The organism is Pseudonocardia sp. Cha107L01 (assembly GCF_052566575.1).
On sequence record NZ_CP199579.1, the window covers coordinates 3,708,609 to 3,726,459 of the forward strand.

Consider the following 17,851-nt stretch of genomic DNA (forward strand, 5'->3'; position numbering starts at 1 on the left):
GCCCTGTCTAGCACGGGCCGCCGCCGCGGACGAGGCCTGCGGCCGCCCGCGTGGCACGGGTGGCGACGTCGCCGTCGGACGGGCGGGCATCGCTGAGGAACCCGTCGGTGTCCAGCGTTGCGTAGCCGTGGGCGAGGGCGCTGACCTGCTCGAGCAGTTGCAGGGCTTCGCGGGGCCCGGCGGGGTGAGCGTCCTGGGCGAGGTCGAGGAGCAGGGCCATGAGCTCCCGGCCTGCCTCGGCCAGGTCACTGTCGTGCAGGTGCCGCAGCCCCGGGGCGAAGATCACGTCGAATCCGGCGCCGCGGGTGGAGACAAAGCGCACGTAGGCGCCGGCGGTGGCCGCGAACCGGTCGACCGGATCGGGCCCCGCCGCCGCGACCGCGGCACGCATCGCCGCGGTGAGCTCGCCGGCGGCCCGGGTCGCGACCGCGGCGAGCAGTGCGTCGCGGTCCCGGAAGTGGCGGTAGGGGGCGGCGGTGCTCACCTTGAGCCTGCGGGCGAGCTCGGCCACGGAGAACCCGGCCAGTCCGCTCTCGGAGAGCAGCCCGAAGCTCTCGGCGACCAGCGCCGACCGCAGGTCCCCGCGGCGGCGCCCGCGCGCACGGTCGGGCTCGGCACCCGTGACGACCATCCGGCCACCTTCCCTTGCACTGAAGTAAGAGCCCTCTTACTATAGAAGTGATAGATCACTTACTTCAATGAGGGACAGAGGATCGTCATGTCGGGGATCGACGGCAAGGTTGTGGCCATCACGGGCGCGAGCAGCGGGATCGGTGAGGCGCGCCCGCCGAACGGCGGGGCAAAAGGTGACGCTGGGAGGTAACGCTGCGTCACCGACAGGGCGGCCTGGTGTGACCCTGGCACGTCCAGTGTCACCGAGACCGACGTTCAGTCCGGTATTTTTAGCCCAGATCCAGACTCAGGTTGACCTCGACGCATCCCCGCTCCTCGGGTCAGCGGCCAGAGTCGATCTGCCGATCACCGACTGTCACTGTCGCGGCGTGCTCATCTGAGTAGTGCGTTGGCCAGGATGACGACCAGTCCGAGCGCGGCGTCCGCGACTCCGAGCGCGGCGGCCTGAAACGGTCGGTAGCCGGCCTTGCTGGCGCCGAAGATCCCCAGGCTGAGCAGGATCGCGACGTTGGTACCCAGCACGGTGCGGATCGCGCCGAGCAGCGGATGCGCCGCCGCCAGGGAGGCGAGCAGGATGAGCACCGCCGGTACGCCCGCCGCAATCAGTGACCACTCGTGGCTGAGGATTCGCACAACGGGGTGCGGGGAGCTGTCGCGCTGACCGCGACCCGCGACGAATGCGGCGTAGGACCGGACGAGTCCGGTGCTGACGAGCGTGATGAGGATCCACGCGACATCCCCGACGGGGTTCGGTGTCTGCCCTTGATGGTCGAGTGCCGCGACTACGGCGCTCGTCATCACCAGGCCGGTGAGCGCACCGTTGAGCCACCGCGGTGTGTTGTTCACCTGGCTCGTCTTCTGTTCCGGCGAGCCCGGGGTGATCCCCGCGTCCGGCACCATCATCTCCTCTGTCGTTCTCGGTCAGGTCGCCCGTGCACACTCCGGCCGGGCAGGCGTCACACTATTTGGTCACCTAGATTTTGCTCGCGGCGCTTGCGTTACTCGCCAGTCATGTAGACCGTCGTGGGTAAGCCCGGCTGGAACACTGCGGTCCGCGGTTGAAGCTTGCACATGGTTGTGCGTTCGGGCGTGTTTACCACTCTTGGTCGGGATGGATGGGACTGCTATGTCGGTAGAGCTCGCGACGGCCGCGCGGCCGAAGGTCTATCAGCCGGTGACTGGGCTGGCTGGCCGTGAGCGCGCGCAGGTTCCGGGTACCGGCCGGGGCGCCGCCGCCGGCGTCGGCCAGGACTGGGGAGCAACCGAGGAGATGAACTCGGTCGAGGCTGTGATGTGGCGGGCCGAGGCCGGCGGCGTCGTGCGTTCGCCTCTGCTGGCGCTCGAGCAGCTCGACAGCGTGCCGGACTGGGACCGGTTCCTGGCCGTGCACGAGCGGGGGGTCCGGATGGTGCCCCGGTTGCGCCAGCGGGTGGTCGAGGCTCCGCTGGGTCTGGGTACACCGCGCTGGAGCGTGGACCCGGAGTTCGACCTGCGCTTTCATGTGCGGCGTGCCAGGTTGCCCGATGGTGGTGGCTGGCCGGCGCTGCTGGAGGCCGCCGCGCAACTGGCGATGAGCCCGTTCGACCGCGCCCGCCCGCCCTGGGAGGCGGTGCTGTACGAGGGCCTGCCCGACGGCCGTGCCGCCTACGTCCTGAAGATGCACCACTCCGCCACCGACGGGTTGGGCGCGGTCCAACTGCTGAGCCTGCTGCACTCGCCTCAGCGCGAACCCGACCCGGCCCAGTCGCGGCAGGAGGTCGTACCCGCGGGGCAGACCAGCGGACTCGGCGTGCTCGCCCACCAGGTGCGCAGTGACGTCGCGGCGCTTCCCTCGGCCGTACTCGGGGCCGGCTCCGTCGCGTTCGGAGCCCTGAGCAACCCGGTGCACACGCTCCGCTCGGCCTCCCGGTACGGATCCTCGTTGATGCGGGTACTCACTCCGCCGGATATCGCGGCTTCCCCGCTGTTGGCCGGGCGCGGCCGACGGTGGCGGTTCGCCGCGGTGGATGTACCGCTGCCGGAGCTGCGGGCGGCCGCGAAGACCGCCGGGGGCACGGTCAACGACGCCTACCTGGCCGCGTTGCTCGGCGGGTACCGCCGTTACCACGCCGCGCTGGGGGTACCGGTCGAGACAATCCCGATGGCGATGCCGATCTCGGTGCGGAGGCCGGGCGACCCCGGTGGTGGGAACCGGATCACCGGAGCCCGGTTCGGTGCTCCGGTCGGTGTCGCTGACCCGAAGGCTCGCATCGCGCGGATCCGCGCGCTGACGCTGGCGGTCCGCGGCGAACCCGCGCTCGGCAGTATCGGACTGATGTCGACGGGGCTGGCCCGGCTGCCCGGCCAGGTCAGCACGCAGATAGTCGCGGCGATGACCAAGGCCAACGACCTGCAGGCCAGCTTTCTCCCCGGGCCACGTGACAGCAGGTACCTCGCCGGTGCCCGCCTCGAGCGGGTCTACCCGTACGCGCCGCTGCCCGGTTGCCCGGCGATGATCACGCTCGTGACCCACCGCGATGTCGCCTGCGTCGGCGTCAACTTCGACCCGGTTGCGTTCACCGAGCCCGAACTGTTCACCGACTGCCTGCTCGAGGGGTTCGCTGAAGTCCTGGCGCTGCATTGCCCGTCCGCCAGACCGATCGCCCGAACCTGATCCGGGGGCGACGGCCGAGGCGCTTCTGATCCGAACGGATCCGTTGCTCCCGCAGACCGAACGGCGAGCCGGGGGGTGGCCGTTCGCGAGGATCCTGTCGCTATGACTGATGGAGGAGTGCGGGAAACCTCTCCGGTGGCGTCGCACCGGGACGCCGGCGAGCGCCTCGGGGGCGCCGTGGGCGATGCTGACCGCGGCGTGCTGGACGCGCGGCGGGAGGCGTTCGCGGTCCCGGCGGAGATCGCGTACTTCAATACCGCGAGCCTGTCACCGCAGCTGCACGGGGTTCGCGTCGCGGGGGACGCGGCGTTGGAGCGCCGCGCCCGGCCATGGAGCATTTCGTCGGGGGACTGGTTCGCCGACGTGGAGCGGTTGCGGGCGTTGTTCGGCGGGCTGGTCGGCGCCGATGCCGAGGGAGTGGCGCTGGTCCCGGCGACGAGTTACGGATTCGCCGTGGCGGCGCGGAACGTGGCGTTGCGGGCGGGGGAGCGGGTGGTGGTGCTCGCGGATGAGTACCCGTCCGGCATCTACACCTGGCGTGCCGCGACCCGCGCGGTCGGCGCGCGGATCGTGACGGTGCGCCGCGAGACCGGCCAGACGTGGACCGAGGCCATCCTGGAGGTTCTGGATGAGCGGGTCGGTGTGGTCAGTGTGCCCAATGTGCACTGGACGGACGGTGCGCTGATCGATCTCACGGCGGTCAGCGCGCGTGCTCACGAGATCGGTGCCCGGTTGGTCATCGACGGCAGCCAGTCGATCGGTGTGATGCCCTTCGACGTTGCGGCGCTGCGGCCCGACTTCGTGGTGACGGTGGGTTACAAGTGGTTGCTGGGCCCGTTCGGAGTGGGGTACCTCTATGTCGGCGAGCAGCACCGCGAGGGCGAACCGATCGAGCAGAACTGGATCGTGCGCGACGGCTCACAGGACTTCGCGCGCCTGGTCGACTACCGCGACGAGTACCAGCCCGGTGCGCGCCGTTTCGATGTCGGGCAGCGCACCAAGTTCGAGCTGCTCCCGATGGCCATCGCCGCGCTGGAACAACTACATGCCTGGCAGGTCCCTCGGATCGCGGCCGCGCTCTCGGAGCTGACCGCGAGGATCGCCGCGCGGGCGGGCGACCTGGGATTGGATCCGCTTCCGGCGGCGCGGCGGGGACCGCACATGTTGGGGGTGTGGCTGCCCGAATCGGTGCGCACCGGCATCGTGGCGGCGCTGGCCGAGGCGAACTGCTTCGCCTCGGTCCGTGGGGAGTCGCTGCGCATCGCCCCACACCTGCACAACACCGACGCCGACGTCGAGCGACTGGTGACCGCGCTCGCCGCGGCCACGCCGCGGTGAGGCCAGCAGTTCCACTATGTGTGGCTGCGCGACAACAGCTGGTCCGGCGACTCGCGGGTGACCCAGACCGGCGAGCGGCAACTGTTCACCGCCGACATCCGTGCGGACATTGCGCCGGTCAGTGTCCAGTTCGAGCCGGCCGAGGGGCTGCGTATCGAGTGGAACGACGGCCACACCGCCACCTACGCGACAAGCTGGCTCCTGCGCCACGACTACTCCCAGCGGGCGCGCACCGGGCGGCGGCACACACCGCGGTTGTGGGACGCCGGGCTCGGCGCGCTGCCGGCCTTCGCCCATCGGGACGTCGTCGGGACGGTCGAAGGACAGCTCGCCTACCTCGACGCGCTGCGTGACATGGGCGCGGCGATCGTCCGCGAGGTCCCCACCGTCGCCGGCGAGGTGGAGCGCTTCGCGCAGACACTCGGCCCCGTCCGTGAGATCGCCTTCGCCCGCGTCCACGACGTACGGCACGACCCAGCGGGGTACAACGTCTCGCACACCGCCGGCGAGCTCAAGCCGCACACCGACCTGCCCAGCTACACCTGGCCGCCGAGCGTTCAGCTCCTGCACTTCCTGGTCAACCGGGCCGACGGGGGTGAGAGCACCGTCGTCGACGGCTGGCGGGTACTGGCCGATCTCCGCAAAGAGGACCCTGACACGTTCCGCACGCTCACCCAGGTGCCGGTGCCCTACCAGTTGTTCAGCGACACCGAGGACACCCAGGCCGCCGCGCCGATGGTCCAGCTCGACACCGAGGGCGCGGTCCGTACCTTCCGCTTCTCCAACCAGCTCGCCCTTCCCCTGGACGTCGCCTTCGAACAGGTCGAACCCTTCTACGCGGCCTGCCGCCGACTCGGCGCAATGATCGACAGCGACCGCTACAAGCTGACGTTCAAGGCCGACGACGGCGACCTGCTCACCCTCCACGGGCACCGCGTGCTCCACGGCCGACGGGCCTACGACCCCGCCAGTGGCCCTCGCCACCTGCAAGATGTCTACCTGGAGTGGGACGATCTGATGGCTCGGCGCCGCGTGCTGCGGGGCGAGCACAAGCCCCTGCCCGCCACGGCAGCCGCACTGGAGGCCACCGCGTGAAGACCGTGAGTTTCACCCAGATGTCCGACGGCACCGCCGAGGACTATGCGCTGCTGTCCGAGATCGAAGCCGCCGAGCTCGCCCGCTTCCCGGACCGCGTGCTGAGCTGGCTGCGGTCCATGGACGTACCCAGCGGCTACCAGGTCACGCGCCTCGAACACTGCCTCCAGTCGGCTACCCGGGCGCACCGGGCGGGTGAGGACGAGGAGACCGTCGTGTGTGCGCTGCTGCACGACATCGGCGACATCATCGCTCCGGCAAACCACTCCGAGGCGGCCGCCGCCCTGCTGCGGCCCTACATCTCCGAGCGGAACTACTGGATCGTCAGGCACCACGGGTTGTTCCAGGGGGTCTACTACTTTCAGCACATCGGCGGTGACCCCGACGCGCGCGAGGAGTACCGCGACCACCCGCACTACCAGGCCACAGCGGACTTCTGCGCCCGCTACGACCAGAACTGCTTCGATCCCGACTACGACTGGGAACCGTTGGAGTTCTTCGAGCCGATGGTCGCCAGGGTGCTCTCGCCGGCTCGGCTACCCGAGCCCAACGACCCCCAACCGGCCATCCCGACAGCTCGCGGGCCGGAGCGGAGCTCGTGAACCCGACGGCCTGACTGCCCTGGTGAACCAACCCCCAGTGGTTCACCAGGGCACGCCGGCCGCGGCTAGCTCTGGCTAGCTCAGAGGTGGTTGTTGTTCGCCACGCTCGGGCAGATGCCCGCGGGCCGCGAGGCCTGCGCACCCAGGACGTTGGTGGTGACGTCCTGTGCACCCAGGTTGCCGCCGACCAGCTGGTGGCCCTTGTTGCTCTGGTGGATGGTGTCGTTGGCCGTGCAGTTGGTGCTGCCGTCGCCGTCGCCCGCCTCGTGAGCACTGGCAATGCCCACCCCGCAGAGCATGGCGAGAGTGGCCGCCGAGGAAACGACGATGATCTTCTTCAGCACGCGATTCTCCTTCTTGAAATGACTACTCTCCGTGAACCAGTGCCGGCCGCGGGGGAGCGTGTACGCAGTGATCAACGTGGCTGGTGGGTCTGAAGGTACGCAGGTGAAGGATGACTACTCGATCGTTTGGGGGGTCCGCTCACCCGGCGTCAGAAACCCGGTCGCGCACACGGTGGGTGATCAGAATGCTGCCGAGGCGGGATGGTCGGCCTTCGTGCCACCGGTCCGGGCCGAGCGCCATGTTCGGAGAGTAGCCAATCGGCGACTCCCGGCATGGTGACCTACTCCGTTCAGCCCCCTTCCTGTCCGGCCGAACCGGTCGTCGGCTCGAACGACCTGCTGGCGCAACCACCCGAATGCCAGTGGCTCGGCGTCTGTCTGCGGTAACGGACCGAAGCCAGTCTCCGACCTGCGGGTATGGAGGTTCTAGCGGGCGCGGATCTGAGGTCGGTGTCGGTACAGCGGGCGGCGGACGTGTCCGTGTTGGTCCTCGACAATCACGAGTTGTTCTCGACGGTGCTGATGATGGCTCTGCGTGCGCGGGGGCTGAATGCGCACCGGGCGGACCTGACCCGGATCGAGGCGGTGCTGCTGCAGGCGGAGCAGCTGCCGGCCGGGCTGGTGCTGCTCGATCTGAACCTGGGTCGCGACGGGCAAGGTCGACAGGTCAACGGTGTGCACCTGGTCAGGGCATTGCGGGCCCGGCGGTGGGCGGTGCTGGTCGTGACCGACCATGGCGACGAGGACCGGGTCGCGGCGGCGATCGCGGCCGGCGCGGCCGGCGTGGTGGCGAAGTCCGCCTCGCTGCGGAACCTGTTGATCATGGTGCTGGCCGCCTCGGCCGGGCAGCCGGTGATGACCGAGTCCGAGCGTCACGCCTGGTTGACCCGCGACCGCGGCTACCGGGCCCGGCAGCACGAACGGGCCCGGCGGTTCGAACGGCTCAGTGCCCGCGAGCGGGAGGTGCTCGAGTTGATGGCACAGGGGCGTCGAGCCACCGCGATCGCCGAGCACTTCGTGGTCTCGCTGACCACCGTGCGCACCCAGATTCGCGCGATCCTGGTCAAGCTCGAAGTCAACTCGCAACTGGAAGCGGTCGCGCTGGCCGCTGATGATCGCTGCTGACCACGATCGCTGCTGACCACGATCGCTACTGGCCGCTACTCGTGATCCGCGTCCGCAACCGCGGTGCCTGGGGTCACCGATTCCGGATGCGGCGCGGTGTTGCGCAGGGTGGCGTCGATCGTGGGGCGGTCCGCGGCGCGGGCAAGCAGCGCCCCGGCAATCTGCTCCAGCAACTGGTTGAACACCGCGATGTGCTCCGGCGCTTCGATCCGGACCGCGGCGGCGACGTCCGAGCTGAACATGTTGAACATGGCCCGCAGCGTGGCCGCACCGGTGGTTGTGAGCTCGACGAGCACGCTGCGCCGGTCCACCGGATGTCTGCGCCGGGAGGCCAGGCCGGCGTGCTCCAGCCGGTCTACCAGTGCGGTCACGCTGGGAGAGGCCAAGCCGATGCGTTCGGCCAACGCGGACGGAGTCCGCGCTCCGTGGTACCACAACTCCGACAGGGTAATGAGTTCAATGTCCGACACACCCAGGCTGTCGGCCACGGCCCGCCGGTAGATCTCGGTTGCGCCGACGACCTTGCGGACCCGTGCTGCCACCTGATCCATGTGCGCCTCGCCCGCTCAAGTGGGGACGACGTCCAGTAGTGAACGGCCAACTTGAGGCTATCAAATAACGCGATCCTCGAATCGACGATGGTCGGTGGTCCGTCTGCGCCGGGCCGTGGCGGGCGGTGCGGTGTCGGCGCGGTCACCGGCAGGTTTCGGGTGGCGGATTGTCACTGTCGCAGCGCGGGGTAACTGTGAGGTTGTGCCCTTGTCGGGGTTGTCGGCTCTGCCGAGACTGCCAGGACGGCGGATTTCGAGCGGGGAGCGGATGTCATGGGTGTGGTGCCGATCATCGATATCTCCGGGCTCTCCAGCGGCGACGCCGTCAAGCGCTCCGAGGTGGCCGCGGCGTTGGACAGGGCATGCGTGGAGATCGGCTTCTTCCAGGTCGTCGGGCACGGGATCGACGACGGCCTGATCCAACGGATGTACGACGTCTCCAGGGCGTTCTTCGCGTTGCCTGCCGAGAAGAAGCACGCGGTGGCCCAACCTGACAAGACACGATCCGCGGCTACAGCTCGATCGGTGAGCAGGCGTTGAACTACAACGACGACCCCACGGCGCCGGGTGACCTGCACGAGAAGTTCGACGTCGGGCCGGTCGATGTGCCGACGGGGTCGAGCTCGGCGGCGGGTCAGTTTTTGTGGATGTGCACGGTGACGTTCATGCCGGGGGAGAGGGCGACGCCGCCGGTGTTGGTGAATTCGATCTTGACTGGGATGTATTGGTCGACTTTTTGGGGGTTGCTGGGGTCGGTGTCGGGGCTGGGGAAGAAGCTGAATGGTCCGGCGGCGGAGTTTTGGATTTCTTCGACGATGCCGGTGACGGGGGTGTGGGGGAAGGCGTCGATGGAGATGTCGACGGGTTGGCCGGGGTGGACGTCTTTGATGTCGGTTTCGGCGACTCGGGCGGTGACGTAGATGTCCTTGAAGTTGTAGGCGGTGGCGAGTTCGGTGCCGCTGTTGACGACTTCGCCGTTGACGGAGTTGTTGACCGCGACGGTGCCGTTGCCGGGGGATTTGATGGGGTGTTGGGGTTGGGGGCCGGCGCCGATGCCTTTGATCATGCCGAGGATTTGGTTGGTGTGGACGGTGGAGCCGTCGGTGATGGTCCAGTGGGTGATGGTGCCGGTGGCGGGTGCGTTGATGTCGACTTTGTCGCCGTCGACCTGGGCGTTGTCGGTGGAGACGTATTTGCTGGTGTCGAGGAAGTAGGTGCCGGAGAAGGCGGCGGTTTCGAGCAGGCTGACCACGGCGATGGCGGTGAGGGCGATTTTGGTGGAGCGGCGCCAGCGGGTGGGGGGTCGTGGGGTCGGGGTGGTGCTGGCCGGTTCGCGTCGGGGAGCGGTGAGCACCGCGCCGTTCGACTCCCCGCTGTGCCGGTGCCCGTTGCTGGGCGTGGCATCTGGGCCTTCCATCGGCCTCCCACCGTGACCTGGTGCGCCCGTCCGGCCGGCGGCCCCGACAGGAGTACTTAGCGACGCAAACGAATCATACCTCCGGATCGACCTCCGGGTGGGCTCGCGGCTGTGATGAGGTATGCATTGCTAATTAGTTAGCCGAAGAGTTCGCTGGAATCATGACACGTGCGGGCTACAGCGCCTCCGGCCCTGTGGTGGTGACCAGGTCGGGGACCAGGACCGACAGGGGAGCCACGGCCGGATCCGGGTTGCCGCCGCGGTCCGTCACCGAGTTGGAGCCGCCCGGTTCGTGGGGGCAGGCCACCCCGGAACCGCCGGTGCGGCGGCCGCCGCCGCCGAGCCCGCGCCCCGGCGGGTCGTCTCCCGCGCCGGCCACGCAGGTCGCGCACTGGGGTTTGCCGCTCGCGGTCGTCGTGGTGGGCATGTTCATGTCGACGCTGGACACGAGCATCGTGAACGTGGCGATTCCGACGATGCAGGAGCAGTTCGGCGTCAGCACCACTGACATTCAATGGGTGAGCACCGCGTACACGCTGTGTCTGGGTGTGATCGTGCCGACCAGTGCCTGGTTGGGGGAGCGGCTCGGCCTCAAGCGGCTGTACCTGATCGCGTTGGTCTCGTTCTCGGCGTTCTCGGCCCTGTGCGGGATGGCGGGCGGCCTGAACAGCATGATCTTCTTTCGGATCCTGCAGGCCATCCCGGGCGGTGTGTTGCCGGTGACCTGCCTGACGATCCTCTACCGGATGGTGCCCAAGGAGAAGCTCGGCGCCGCGATGGGCATGTACGGCCTCGGCATCGTGGTTGCGCCCGGTGTCGGCCCCACTCTGGGTGGCTACCTGGTCGAGTACGTGGACTGGCGGCTGATCTTCTACATCAACGTGCCGGTCGGCATCCTCGGCGCGATCGCGGCCATGGCGGTGCTGCCCCGCGTCCCGGGTGTCGCGGGCCGGCGGTTCGACCTGCCCGGGTTCGGGTGCATCGCGGTGGGGCTGTTCTCGCTGCTGTTGGCCCTGTCGGAGGGTCAGGACTGGGGCTGGACCGGCTACCGGGTGCTTCTGCTGCTGGCTGTCTCGGTGAACGCTCTCGCGCTGTTCGTGGTGATCGAGCTGCAGGCCAAGGAGCCGCTGCTGAACGTGCGGGTGTTCCGCCGGCGATCATCGGCCTGTTCCTCAACGGGGTGGGCACGTTGGACGGGCGGGCTTTCCGCATTGCCGGCGGCGCTCTCCAGCGCGGGTAGTGCTTTCAACACCCTGACGCAGCGGGTCTCCTCCGCGCTCGGGCTCGCTGTACTCACCGCACTGGCCACCGTCCAGGAGGCCCAGTTCATGGCCGACCGCTCGGCACTGCTGCCCGCCGAAGGCCCCTCGGTCGCCCCGCCGATCCTCAGGATGGAACAGAGTGGGGGCCAGGCCGGTCTGATCGCGTACTGGGACGAGCTGCGCAACGAGGTGGAAGCGCAGGCCTACAGCAACGTATTCCTCATCGTCGGCATCGTCACTCTCGCCGGGTTGGGACTGGCGATCTTCCTTCGCCATGGAAAGCCCATCGGTAATGGTGGTGAACCGGTTGAGATCGGCTGAGTCGACCCCTGTCCGCAATTCAAGCTGAGAACGCGTTAATCACGGAGGCCTACGATGCAAGGTCCACGCGCCACACCCGACGACACCACGTCCGACAACACCACGCCGGTGACCGTGCCGGCGCACTGGGTCGAGTCCGAGCAGCGGGACGGCGCTGACGCGGCGCCCGGTTCGTCGCTCGCGCCCGGTCCGGGGCGGACCGACAGCGAGGACGCGGTCCCCGACGAGGCCGCGACGGAGGAGGCTGACCCGCCGGCGAAGAAGAAGATGAGCCGCGCCCGCCGGATGGCGATCCTGATTGCTGTCGTCGTCGTTGTACTCATTGCGGCCGGAGGTGGTGGTGCGTACCTGGTGTATTCGAGCCAGTTCGTCACCACGGACAACGCCCAGGTGGACGGTGACAAGGTTGCCATCAATGCCCCCAGTACCGGCACCCTGACCGGTTGGGAGATCACCCAGGGCACCGCCGTTCACACCGATCAGGTGGTCGGGCGGATTCAGATCCTGGGTACCGGGCCCCAGCACACCATTAAATCTCCCGGCACTGGCACCGTTGCCGTCAACGACGCCGTGGAAGGTCAGTACGTCACCGCCGGCACCGAACTGGCCACCGCCTACAACTTCAACGACATCTACGTCACCGCGCGTGTCGACGAGACCGACGTCAACGATGTGCATCCCGGTCAACTTGTCGACATCAGCGTCGATGCCTACTCAGGTACCCCGGTGACCGGTACCGTCGAGGATATCCAGAACGGTGCGGCGACCTCGTTCTCCGACTTCCCGCAGAGCAACACCACCGGCAACTTCCAGAAGGTGACCCAGGTTATTCCGGTCAAGATTGCATTGACCAACACCAACGGTCTCTCGCTGGTACCCGGCATGAATGTCACGGTGCACATCCACAAGAACTGAACACACGACACACGCTCTAGCCACGCCTGGCGCGGTGGTCGTTGTGGATCGACCCGATACGGGCGAGGCCGTCGCGGATCGCGGACTCGCCGAGGCTTCCGTAACCGAGGACCAGAGCGGGTGGCGCCGAGTCGGGGTCGGCCCAGTGCCAGGAGGCTCCCTCGAGGAGTAGTCCCTGCTCGCGGGCGGTGTCGACCAGTCGCCGTTCGTCGCTCCCGGCGGGCAGCTGCACGTACAGATGCAGCCCCGCGGCCACGCCCGTCGGCACCGCGTCGGGGAGGAACGTCGACAGAGCCTGGATGGCCGCGTCACGTCGGCGTCGGTAGACAGGGCGTACCCGGCGAAGGTGTCGGGCGAACCCGCCGCTGTCGATGAAGTGCGCGAGCGCGAGTTGTTCGAGCAGGGGGCTGCCCATGTCGGCGAAGAGCTTCTCGCTCATGAGCTCGTGGACGAGCTGGGTCGGCGCGGCGAGCCAACCGAGTCGCAGTGCGGGGGTCAGTGTTTTGCTTGCGCATCCCGCGTAGACGATGTGCCGGGGAGCGAGGCCCTGCAGCGCGCCGATCGGGGTGCGGTCGTAGCGGAACTCCGCGTCGTAGTCGTCCTCGATGATGAGCGCGTCGTGCTGGCGTACCCACGAGAGGAGCTCACCGCGGCGCGCCGGGCTGAGGACGGCGCCGGTCGGGTAGGAGTGTGCCGGGGCGACCAACACCGCGCCGACGTCGAGGGCCGCGAGTTGTCCCACCTTGATGCCGTCCTCATCGACGGGGACCGCTATCGGTTGGAGGCCCGCCGCCGAGATTGCGTGCCGGTGGAAGCCGAAGCACGGATCCTCGACCGCGATCGCTCGTACGCCCCGCGCCCGGAGTACGCCGCAGAGCAGGACGAGCGCTTGGGTGAAGCCGGCGGTGATGAGCACATTGGCCGGACCCGTGATGACACCGCGCACCCGGCCCAGATAGCTCGCGAGCGCCGCCCGCAGCGGCAGGGCACCGAGTGGGCCGGGGTAGCCGAGCTCGGCGTTCGGCAGGGCGGTCAGCGCCGCGCGGTAGTGCCGCTGCCACTCGAGCCGGGGAAAGTACGCGGGATCGGGCAGGCCGCCGATGAAGCGGGCGGTCGGGGTGGGCCCGGCATCGGGGGAGGCGGCCGGCGGCGCGGACGTGGCGACCGGCAGCACGCGGGTGACGGAGCCCTGACGTGCCTCGAGGTATCCATCCGCGACGAGGTGGCCGTAGGCCTCGACGACGACGCTGCGGGCGACACCGAGGTCGTCGGCGAGGGTTCTGGAGGGAGGCAGCCGGGTGCCGGCGGATATCCGCCCGTCCTGAATCGCGCCTCGGAGCTCTCGCTCGAGCTGCTCCCGCAACCCGCGCGGCTGGGCACGATCCAACCCGACCAGGATGTCCGGCGGGAAGCCATTGGTTTGCTTCTGAGCTTCCGAATTGGACCTGGACACATTCCAATCATAGGCCCAGAGTTGATGTTGTGATTCCGTCAGCTGCTCGCGCGTCCTGGTTCGTGCGCCCGGTGCTGACACCGTGGGCGTCCGGCCCCGCCACCGCGGTGACCAGCTCCGTGGTGGTGAGCGTGACCGATTTTGCGAGCCACCGTCGCCGCGACCTCGCCGGCGTCGCCCTGGTTGGCCTGCGCCTGCGGATGGGTTGGTACGCGATGCCGGGAGCCGTGGGGCTGTGGTTGTGGTCGCTGCCGCTTCAGGCCAGGAGCGGGTCGATCTCGGTCTGGACCAGCGGAGATGATCTGCGTCGCTTCGTCGGACTGCCGCTGCACGTCGAGGTGATGCGGCGCAACGCCCGCCGGGGCACGGTCAGGGCCACCACCTGGAACGCCGAGGAGTTCGTCAGCTCCGAGGTGCTCGACCGGGCCCGGCAGTGGATCGTGAGCAAGGACTGAAGCTCCTCGCCGGCCGGTGCCGCCGGTGCCGCCGGTGCCGCTGATGCCGTGGCCTATCCGCTGGCCTGCGCGGGGTCGTCGGCGGCGATGTCCGACGGTGCGCAGGCGAGATAGCCGAGCACCATGAAGCCGGCCAGACAGAGCACCCCGGCGGCGTGCGCCCATCCTGAGTCGCCGAGCACGAGGAGTCCGGCGCCCAGCAGGAGGCAGCCGACCGCAAGCCACCCGCGCAGGAGCGGTCCTCGAGCGGTGTGGGTGGTCCGCGCGATGTGCTGTGCGGGGGTTGCGGCACCCGGGTCGAAGCGCCCGCGCAGCACCAGGCCGAACAGCAACGCCAGGGACGGGAAGAGGATCACCGCACCCGCGAGTACCGCGATGACCACCGCGACCATGGTGGACTCGGGAGAAGCTGCCTGGGCCACCGTCAGCCCGGGTAGTAGTACGGGCTGCTGGGCAAGTGCCCATCCCGCGATGATCGCGGCTACCGCGAGCGCGGCGGTCGCTCGAGGCAGCACCGTGTGTTGGTGCCACAGGAGCGGCAAGGTGGCTATCCCGGCCAGCCCGGATGTGATGACGGCGGCCAGTCCCGGCCAGTGGACGAGACCGTTGAACAGCGGCGGCGCATCGGTGCGCAACACGGCCAGCCCGACGAGTGAGACGGCACCGGTGATCAGTCCGGTGCCCACCGCGCGAGCTCGGAAACGGCGGGCGAGATCGGGCTCTCCGATGCGGACCGCGTCGGAACTCAGGTAGACGGCGGCGAGGAAGGCCGCGACCAGAACGGCCAGCACCCCCACCAGGATCGATGTCGGGTTCAGCCAGCTCGTGATCAGGTTCCCGGCCGCGTTGCCGACCGGCACCCGGCGGGAGGCGATCCCGCCCACCGCCGCGCCCAGCGCGAACGGGGTCAGGATCGAGGACAGCGCGAAAACAGTGTCGATCACCCGTCGTTCCCGGGGGACCGACGTGCCGGACTGCAGGGCATAGGCCGCGCCCCGGAAGACGATCCCGATCGCGGCGAGGAAGAACGGCACGCTCAACGTGGACAGGATCGAGCCGAACGCGGTCGGGTAGGTGGTCCACAGCACGGTGAGCACGAAGATCAGCCATACGTGGTTGGCCTCCCACACCGGGCCGATCGAGTGGTGAGCATGGTCGCGGAGGCGCACGGCGTCCGGTCCGCGTCCGGCGAGCAGCTGCCACAGCCCGGCGCCCATGTCGGCCCCGCCGAGCACCGTGTAGAGCGCAAGGCCGACCAGTACGAAGATCATCGCCAGGTAGGAGAGGAGCATGGCTCAGCGCTCCGGGCTCGTCGCGGGCGCGGGCGGTTCGAGCAGCGGTAGCGGCGCCGAGGCCAGTCGGCGCAGGATCCACACCACGGCGACCACCACACCCCCGTACACGGCGGCCAGGGTGGCGTACCCGACCGGAATCCCCGCCGCGCCGGTCACCGCCTCGTTCGTGCGCATCACCCGGTAGACCACCCACGGCTGTCGGCCGACCTCGGTGGTGACCCAGCCGCTGAGTAGGGCGAGAACCGAGAGCGGACCGGCCAGCGCCACGGCCCGGTAGAACCAGCGTGACCTGGGCAGGCGCTTGTCCCGTACCCGCGACACGAGGTAGATCACGCCGAGCAGCGCGAGCGCGGAGCCGAGGCCGACCATCAGCTGGAACGCGATACGAACCACGTTGACCGGTGGGATCTCATCGGCCGGGAACGCGTTCAGGCCGAGGACGGTCGCGCTCGGGTCGTGGTAGGCCAGCAGCGAGAGCAGCCTGGGGATGGCGACGCCGAAGTGCACCTCGCCCGCGCTGTACCAGCCCAGTAGGTGTTCGGGCGCTCCGCTGGTGGTCTGGCCGAGGCCCTCGAGCGCGGCGAGTTTGATCGGCTGGCTCTCAGCCACCGCTCGGGCGGCCCAGTCGCCGATGACGATCTGGGCCGGCGATGCCAATGCGGCGATCGTCAGCGGGATCGCCAGCGCCGTGCGCTCGTAGCGCCCCCACCGGCCCCGCGACCGGCCCACCGCGTAGCAGCCGGCCAACACGAACCCCGTCACCATGTAGCCGGCCAGATACATATGGATGAGCTCGTGCCAGAAGTACGAGTTCTCGAAAAGTGCCTCGAACGGCCGCACATCGACGACCTTCCCGTCGCGCAGTGCAAAACCCGTCGGATGGTTCATCCACCCGTTGACAGCCATGACGGTCAGCGAACCGGTGAAGCCCGCGATCGCCATCGGGATCCCACTGGCGAAATGCATCTTCGAGGACAGCCGCGTCCAGCCGTAGACATAGATGCCGGCGAAGATGGCTTCCAGGAAGAACGAGAAGCCCTCGATGGCGAAGCCGAGGCCGAACACACCGCCGAAGGTTGCGGTGAATGCCGGCCACAGCAGCCCCATCTCGAAGCTCAGGATGGTGCCGGTGATGACCCCGACCGCGAACAGCGCGACCATCACCCTCGTCCACCGGCGAGCCAAGGTCCGGTAGAGCTCGTCGCCGGTACGGAGATAGCGCCACTCGACGAAAAGGATCATCGCGGGAAAGGCGATCCCGAAACAGACCAGCGGGATGTGCACGGCAAAGGACAGGGCCTGCATCTGCCGCGCCTGCAACAGATAGTCCTGGTCGACCGCTACCAGGCCGGCGGCCGTGACAACCGCGATTGAGCACATCCCATTGCTCCTTGTCGGGGGCTGGTGACCCAGCCAGAAGGCGCGGCCGGCCGGAGCGCCTGCCCCATCCTTGTCACGGACCGGCATTGGTCAAGGCCCCCAAAGGATTCTCACGGCCGGGTGAGGTGACCCCAGTCGACGGCACACATCCCCGTGCCGCCGCACACCGGTTGGACGTTGTGTGCGGCGGCGTGACGGTGTGTGCCGTCGGATTGGAACGAACAGTCGTTCCCGGTGTGCTCGGATGGCGCCGCTCGGTCATGTCGTCGAAGTACGGAGGGAGCGGGGAAGTTGTGGCGTGCGGTGGTCGACTGGGCTTTTGATCCCTTTCTGGCTTACTTGGCGGGTGCGGACGACGAGTCGGCTGACCCGATGGACCGATTGCGTACCTTTATCCGCTGTTTCATCGAATACTCGGCCACCAGGCCTTACCTGGGGAGTCTCGCTACCCTGGAAGGTGCTGCCCCCACCGATCGGCTGGACTATCTGTACGACAACTACATCGGCCCTGTCAGGTCGCGTTCTGCCGATGCTCGAACAGCTGCGGGCAGCCGGGAGGATGAAGCCGATTCCGTCGGAAGTTCTGTTCTTCCTGATCACTTCGGGAGGTACGGCCCCCTTCGGGCAGGCTGGAATGGCCGCTCGGACGGAGATCGCACTGGACCCGGAGAATCCGACCCAGGTACGTGCCTACGCCGAACACGTCGCCGAGGTCCTGATGAGCGATATCGCCACGGGCAGCTGAGGTCTGCCGGAGGGGCGCGTTCGCCGGGCCCGGAACGAGCAGAAGGATGTCCGCCCGCCGCTGAGAGCGGCGACCGCCGTGGGTTTCGTCGATGAACTGCCCGGCTTCGGCCCGACCCGGGTGACCAGGTTGCTGGCGCAGTCCGGAGTCGACCTCGACGGACGGGCCGCTGGGCTGGGTGACCTGCAGCGCGCGAAGCTCGTCGAAGGTCTTGATGGCTAGCGCCACCGCCCCTGATAGCTAGCGCCACCGCCGCCGTGACCCCCT

Annotated in this window: 19 protein-coding genes; 10 read left to right on the forward strand and 9 right to left on the reverse strand. The window is 68.6% G+C overall.

The annotated features are described in order from the left end of the window. Positions 1-7: 7 nt before the first annotated feature. On the reverse strand, positions 8-631 hold the full coding sequence (locus tag ACTXG6_RS17585) for a TetR/AcrR family transcriptional regulator (RefSeq protein ID WP_445188887.1): 624 nt from the start codon (positions 629-631) through the stop codon (positions 8-10). A 374-nt stretch (positions 632-1,005) separates the two neighbouring features. Then, the gene (locus tag ACTXG6_RS17590) at positions 1,006-1,530 is read right to left on the reverse strand and encodes a hypothetical protein (RefSeq protein WP_445188888.1); all 525 of its coding nucleotides are present in this window, start codon (positions 1,528-1,530) and stop codon (positions 1,006-1,008) included. 277 nt (positions 1,531-1,807) lie between these two features. Here ACTXG6_RS17590 and ACTXG6_RS17595 point away from each other — a divergent pair, with 277 nt between their 5' ends. The 4 genes from ACTXG6_RS17595 to ACTXG6_RS17610 all read left to right on the forward strand — a co-directional run bounded on the left by ACTXG6_RS17595 (position 1,808) and on the right by ACTXG6_RS17610 (position 6,321). After that, on the forward strand, positions 1,808-3,286 hold the full coding sequence (locus ACTXG6_RS17595) for a wax ester/triacylglycerol synthase domain-containing protein (protein ID WP_445188889.1): 1,479 nt from the start codon (positions 1,808-1,810) through the stop codon (positions 3,284-3,286). Between the two features lie 102 nt (positions 3,287-3,388). Beyond that, positions 3,389-4,624, forward strand: coding sequence for an aminotransferase class V-fold PLP-dependent enzyme (locus ACTXG6_RS17600; protein WP_445188890.1), 1,236 nt, complete (start codon positions 3,389-3,391; stop codon positions 4,622-4,624). An 18-nt stretch (positions 4,625-4,642) separates the two neighbouring features. Next, positions 4,643-5,719, forward strand: coding sequence for a TauD/TfdA family dioxygenase (locus tag ACTXG6_RS17605; RefSeq protein ID WP_445188891.1), 1,077 nt, complete (start codon positions 4,643-4,645; stop codon positions 5,717-5,719). After that, complete coding sequence (locus tag ACTXG6_RS17610) at positions 5,716-6,321, forward strand: HD domain-containing protein (RefSeq protein ID WP_445188892.1); 606 nt, start codon at positions 5,716-5,718, stop codon at positions 6,319-6,321. Before ACTXG6_RS17605 ends, ACTXG6_RS17610 begins: the two co-directional genes overlap by 4 nt. 80 nt (positions 6,322-6,401) lie before the next feature. Here the strand turns inward: ACTXG6_RS17610 and ACTXG6_RS17615 are convergent, their stop codons facing one another. Beyond that, positions 6,402-6,665, reverse strand: coding sequence for a hypothetical protein (locus tag ACTXG6_RS17615; RefSeq protein WP_445188893.1), 264 nt, complete (start codon positions 6,663-6,665; stop codon positions 6,402-6,404). A 417-nt stretch (positions 6,666-7,082) separates the two neighbouring features. Between ACTXG6_RS17615 and ACTXG6_RS17620 the strand changes: the two genes are divergently transcribed. Further along, a complete protein-coding gene (locus ACTXG6_RS17620; RefSeq protein ID WP_445188894.1) occupies positions 7,083-7,790 on the forward strand; it encodes a LuxR C-terminal-related transcriptional regulator in 708 nt (235 codons plus the stop codon). A gap of 35 nt (positions 7,791-7,825) precedes the next feature. Here ACTXG6_RS17620 and ACTXG6_RS17625 read toward each other — a convergent pair whose 3' ends face one another. After that, positions 7,826-8,341 carry a MarR family winged helix-turn-helix transcriptional regulator gene (locus ACTXG6_RS17625; RefSeq protein WP_445188895.1) on the reverse strand — a complete coding sequence of 172 codons (516 nt, stop codon included), beginning with the start codon at positions 8,339-8,341 and terminating at the stop codon, positions 7,826-7,828. Between the two features lie 273 nt (positions 8,342-8,614). Here ACTXG6_RS17625 and ACTXG6_RS17630 point away from each other — a divergent pair, with 273 nt between their 5' ends. Further along, a complete protein-coding gene (locus ACTXG6_RS17630; RefSeq protein ID WP_445188896.1) occupies positions 8,615-8,881 on the forward strand; it encodes a 2-oxoglutarate and iron-dependent oxygenase domain-containing protein in 267 nt (88 codons plus the stop codon). Between the two features lie 94 nt (positions 8,882-8,975). Here the strand turns inward: ACTXG6_RS17630 and ACTXG6_RS17635 are convergent, their stop codons facing one another. Beyond that, positions 8,976-9,758 carry an efflux RND transporter periplasmic adaptor subunit gene (locus ACTXG6_RS17635; RefSeq protein ID WP_445188897.1) on the reverse strand — a complete coding sequence of 261 codons (783 nt, stop codon included), beginning with the start codon at positions 9,756-9,758 and terminating at the stop codon, positions 8,976-8,978. 175 nt (positions 9,759-9,933) lie between these two features. Further along, positions 9,934-10,185, reverse strand: coding sequence for a hypothetical protein (locus ACTXG6_RS17640; RefSeq protein WP_445188898.1), 252 nt, complete (start codon positions 10,183-10,185; stop codon positions 9,934-9,936). Here ACTXG6_RS17640 and ACTXG6_RS17645 point away from each other — a divergent pair. Then, positions 10,184-11,341, forward strand: a complete 1,158-nt coding sequence (locus ACTXG6_RS17645; RefSeq protein ID WP_445188899.1) for a DHA2 family efflux MFS transporter permease subunit — start codon at positions 10,184-10,186, stop codon at positions 11,339-11,341. The two genes, ACTXG6_RS17640 and ACTXG6_RS17645, sit on opposite strands and share 2 nt — an antisense overlap. 54 nt (positions 11,342-11,395) lie before the next feature. Continuing rightward, positions 11,396-12,256 (forward strand): efflux RND transporter periplasmic adaptor subunit, encoded by an 861-nt coding sequence (locus ACTXG6_RS17650; protein ID WP_445188900.1) that lies wholly within the window; start codon positions 11,396-11,398, stop codon positions 12,254-12,256. 16 nt (positions 12,257-12,272) lie between these two features. Here ACTXG6_RS17650 and pdxR read toward each other — a convergent pair whose 3' ends face one another. After that, positions 12,273-13,709 carry a MocR-like pyridoxine biosynthesis transcription factor PdxR gene (pdxR, locus tag ACTXG6_RS17655; RefSeq protein ID WP_445188901.1) on the reverse strand — a complete coding sequence of 479 codons (1,437 nt, stop codon included), beginning with the start codon at positions 13,707-13,709 and terminating at the stop codon, positions 12,273-12,275. A gap of 131 nt (positions 13,710-13,840) precedes the next feature. On the opposite strand from pdxR, the gene ACTXG6_RS17660 reads away from it, so the two are divergent. Next, positions 13,841-14,164 carry a hypothetical protein gene (locus ACTXG6_RS17660; protein WP_445188902.1) on the forward strand — a complete coding sequence of 108 codons (324 nt, stop codon included), beginning with the start codon at positions 13,841-13,843 and terminating at the stop codon, positions 14,162-14,164. A gap of 53 nt (positions 14,165-14,217) precedes the next feature. On the opposite strand, the gene ACTXG6_RS17665 is transcribed toward ACTXG6_RS17660, so the two are convergent. Next, positions 14,218-15,456, reverse strand: a complete 1,239-nt coding sequence (locus tag ACTXG6_RS17665) for a cytochrome d ubiquinol oxidase subunit II (protein WP_445188903.1) — start codon at positions 15,454-15,456, stop codon at positions 14,218-14,220. Between the two features lie 3 nt (positions 15,457-15,459). Further along, positions 15,460-16,839: a cytochrome ubiquinol oxidase subunit I gene (locus ACTXG6_RS17670; RefSeq protein ID WP_445188904.1), complete on the reverse strand. Its 1,380-nt coding sequence runs from the start codon at positions 16,837-16,839 to the stop codon at positions 15,460-15,462. An 823-nt stretch (positions 16,840-17,662) separates the two neighbouring features. Here ACTXG6_RS17670 and ACTXG6_RS17675 point away from each other — a divergent pair. Beyond that, positions 17,663-17,806, forward strand: a complete 144-nt coding sequence (locus ACTXG6_RS17675; protein WP_445188905.1) for a hypothetical protein — start codon at positions 17,663-17,665, stop codon at positions 17,804-17,806. Positions 17,807-17,851 lie beyond the last annotated feature (45 nt).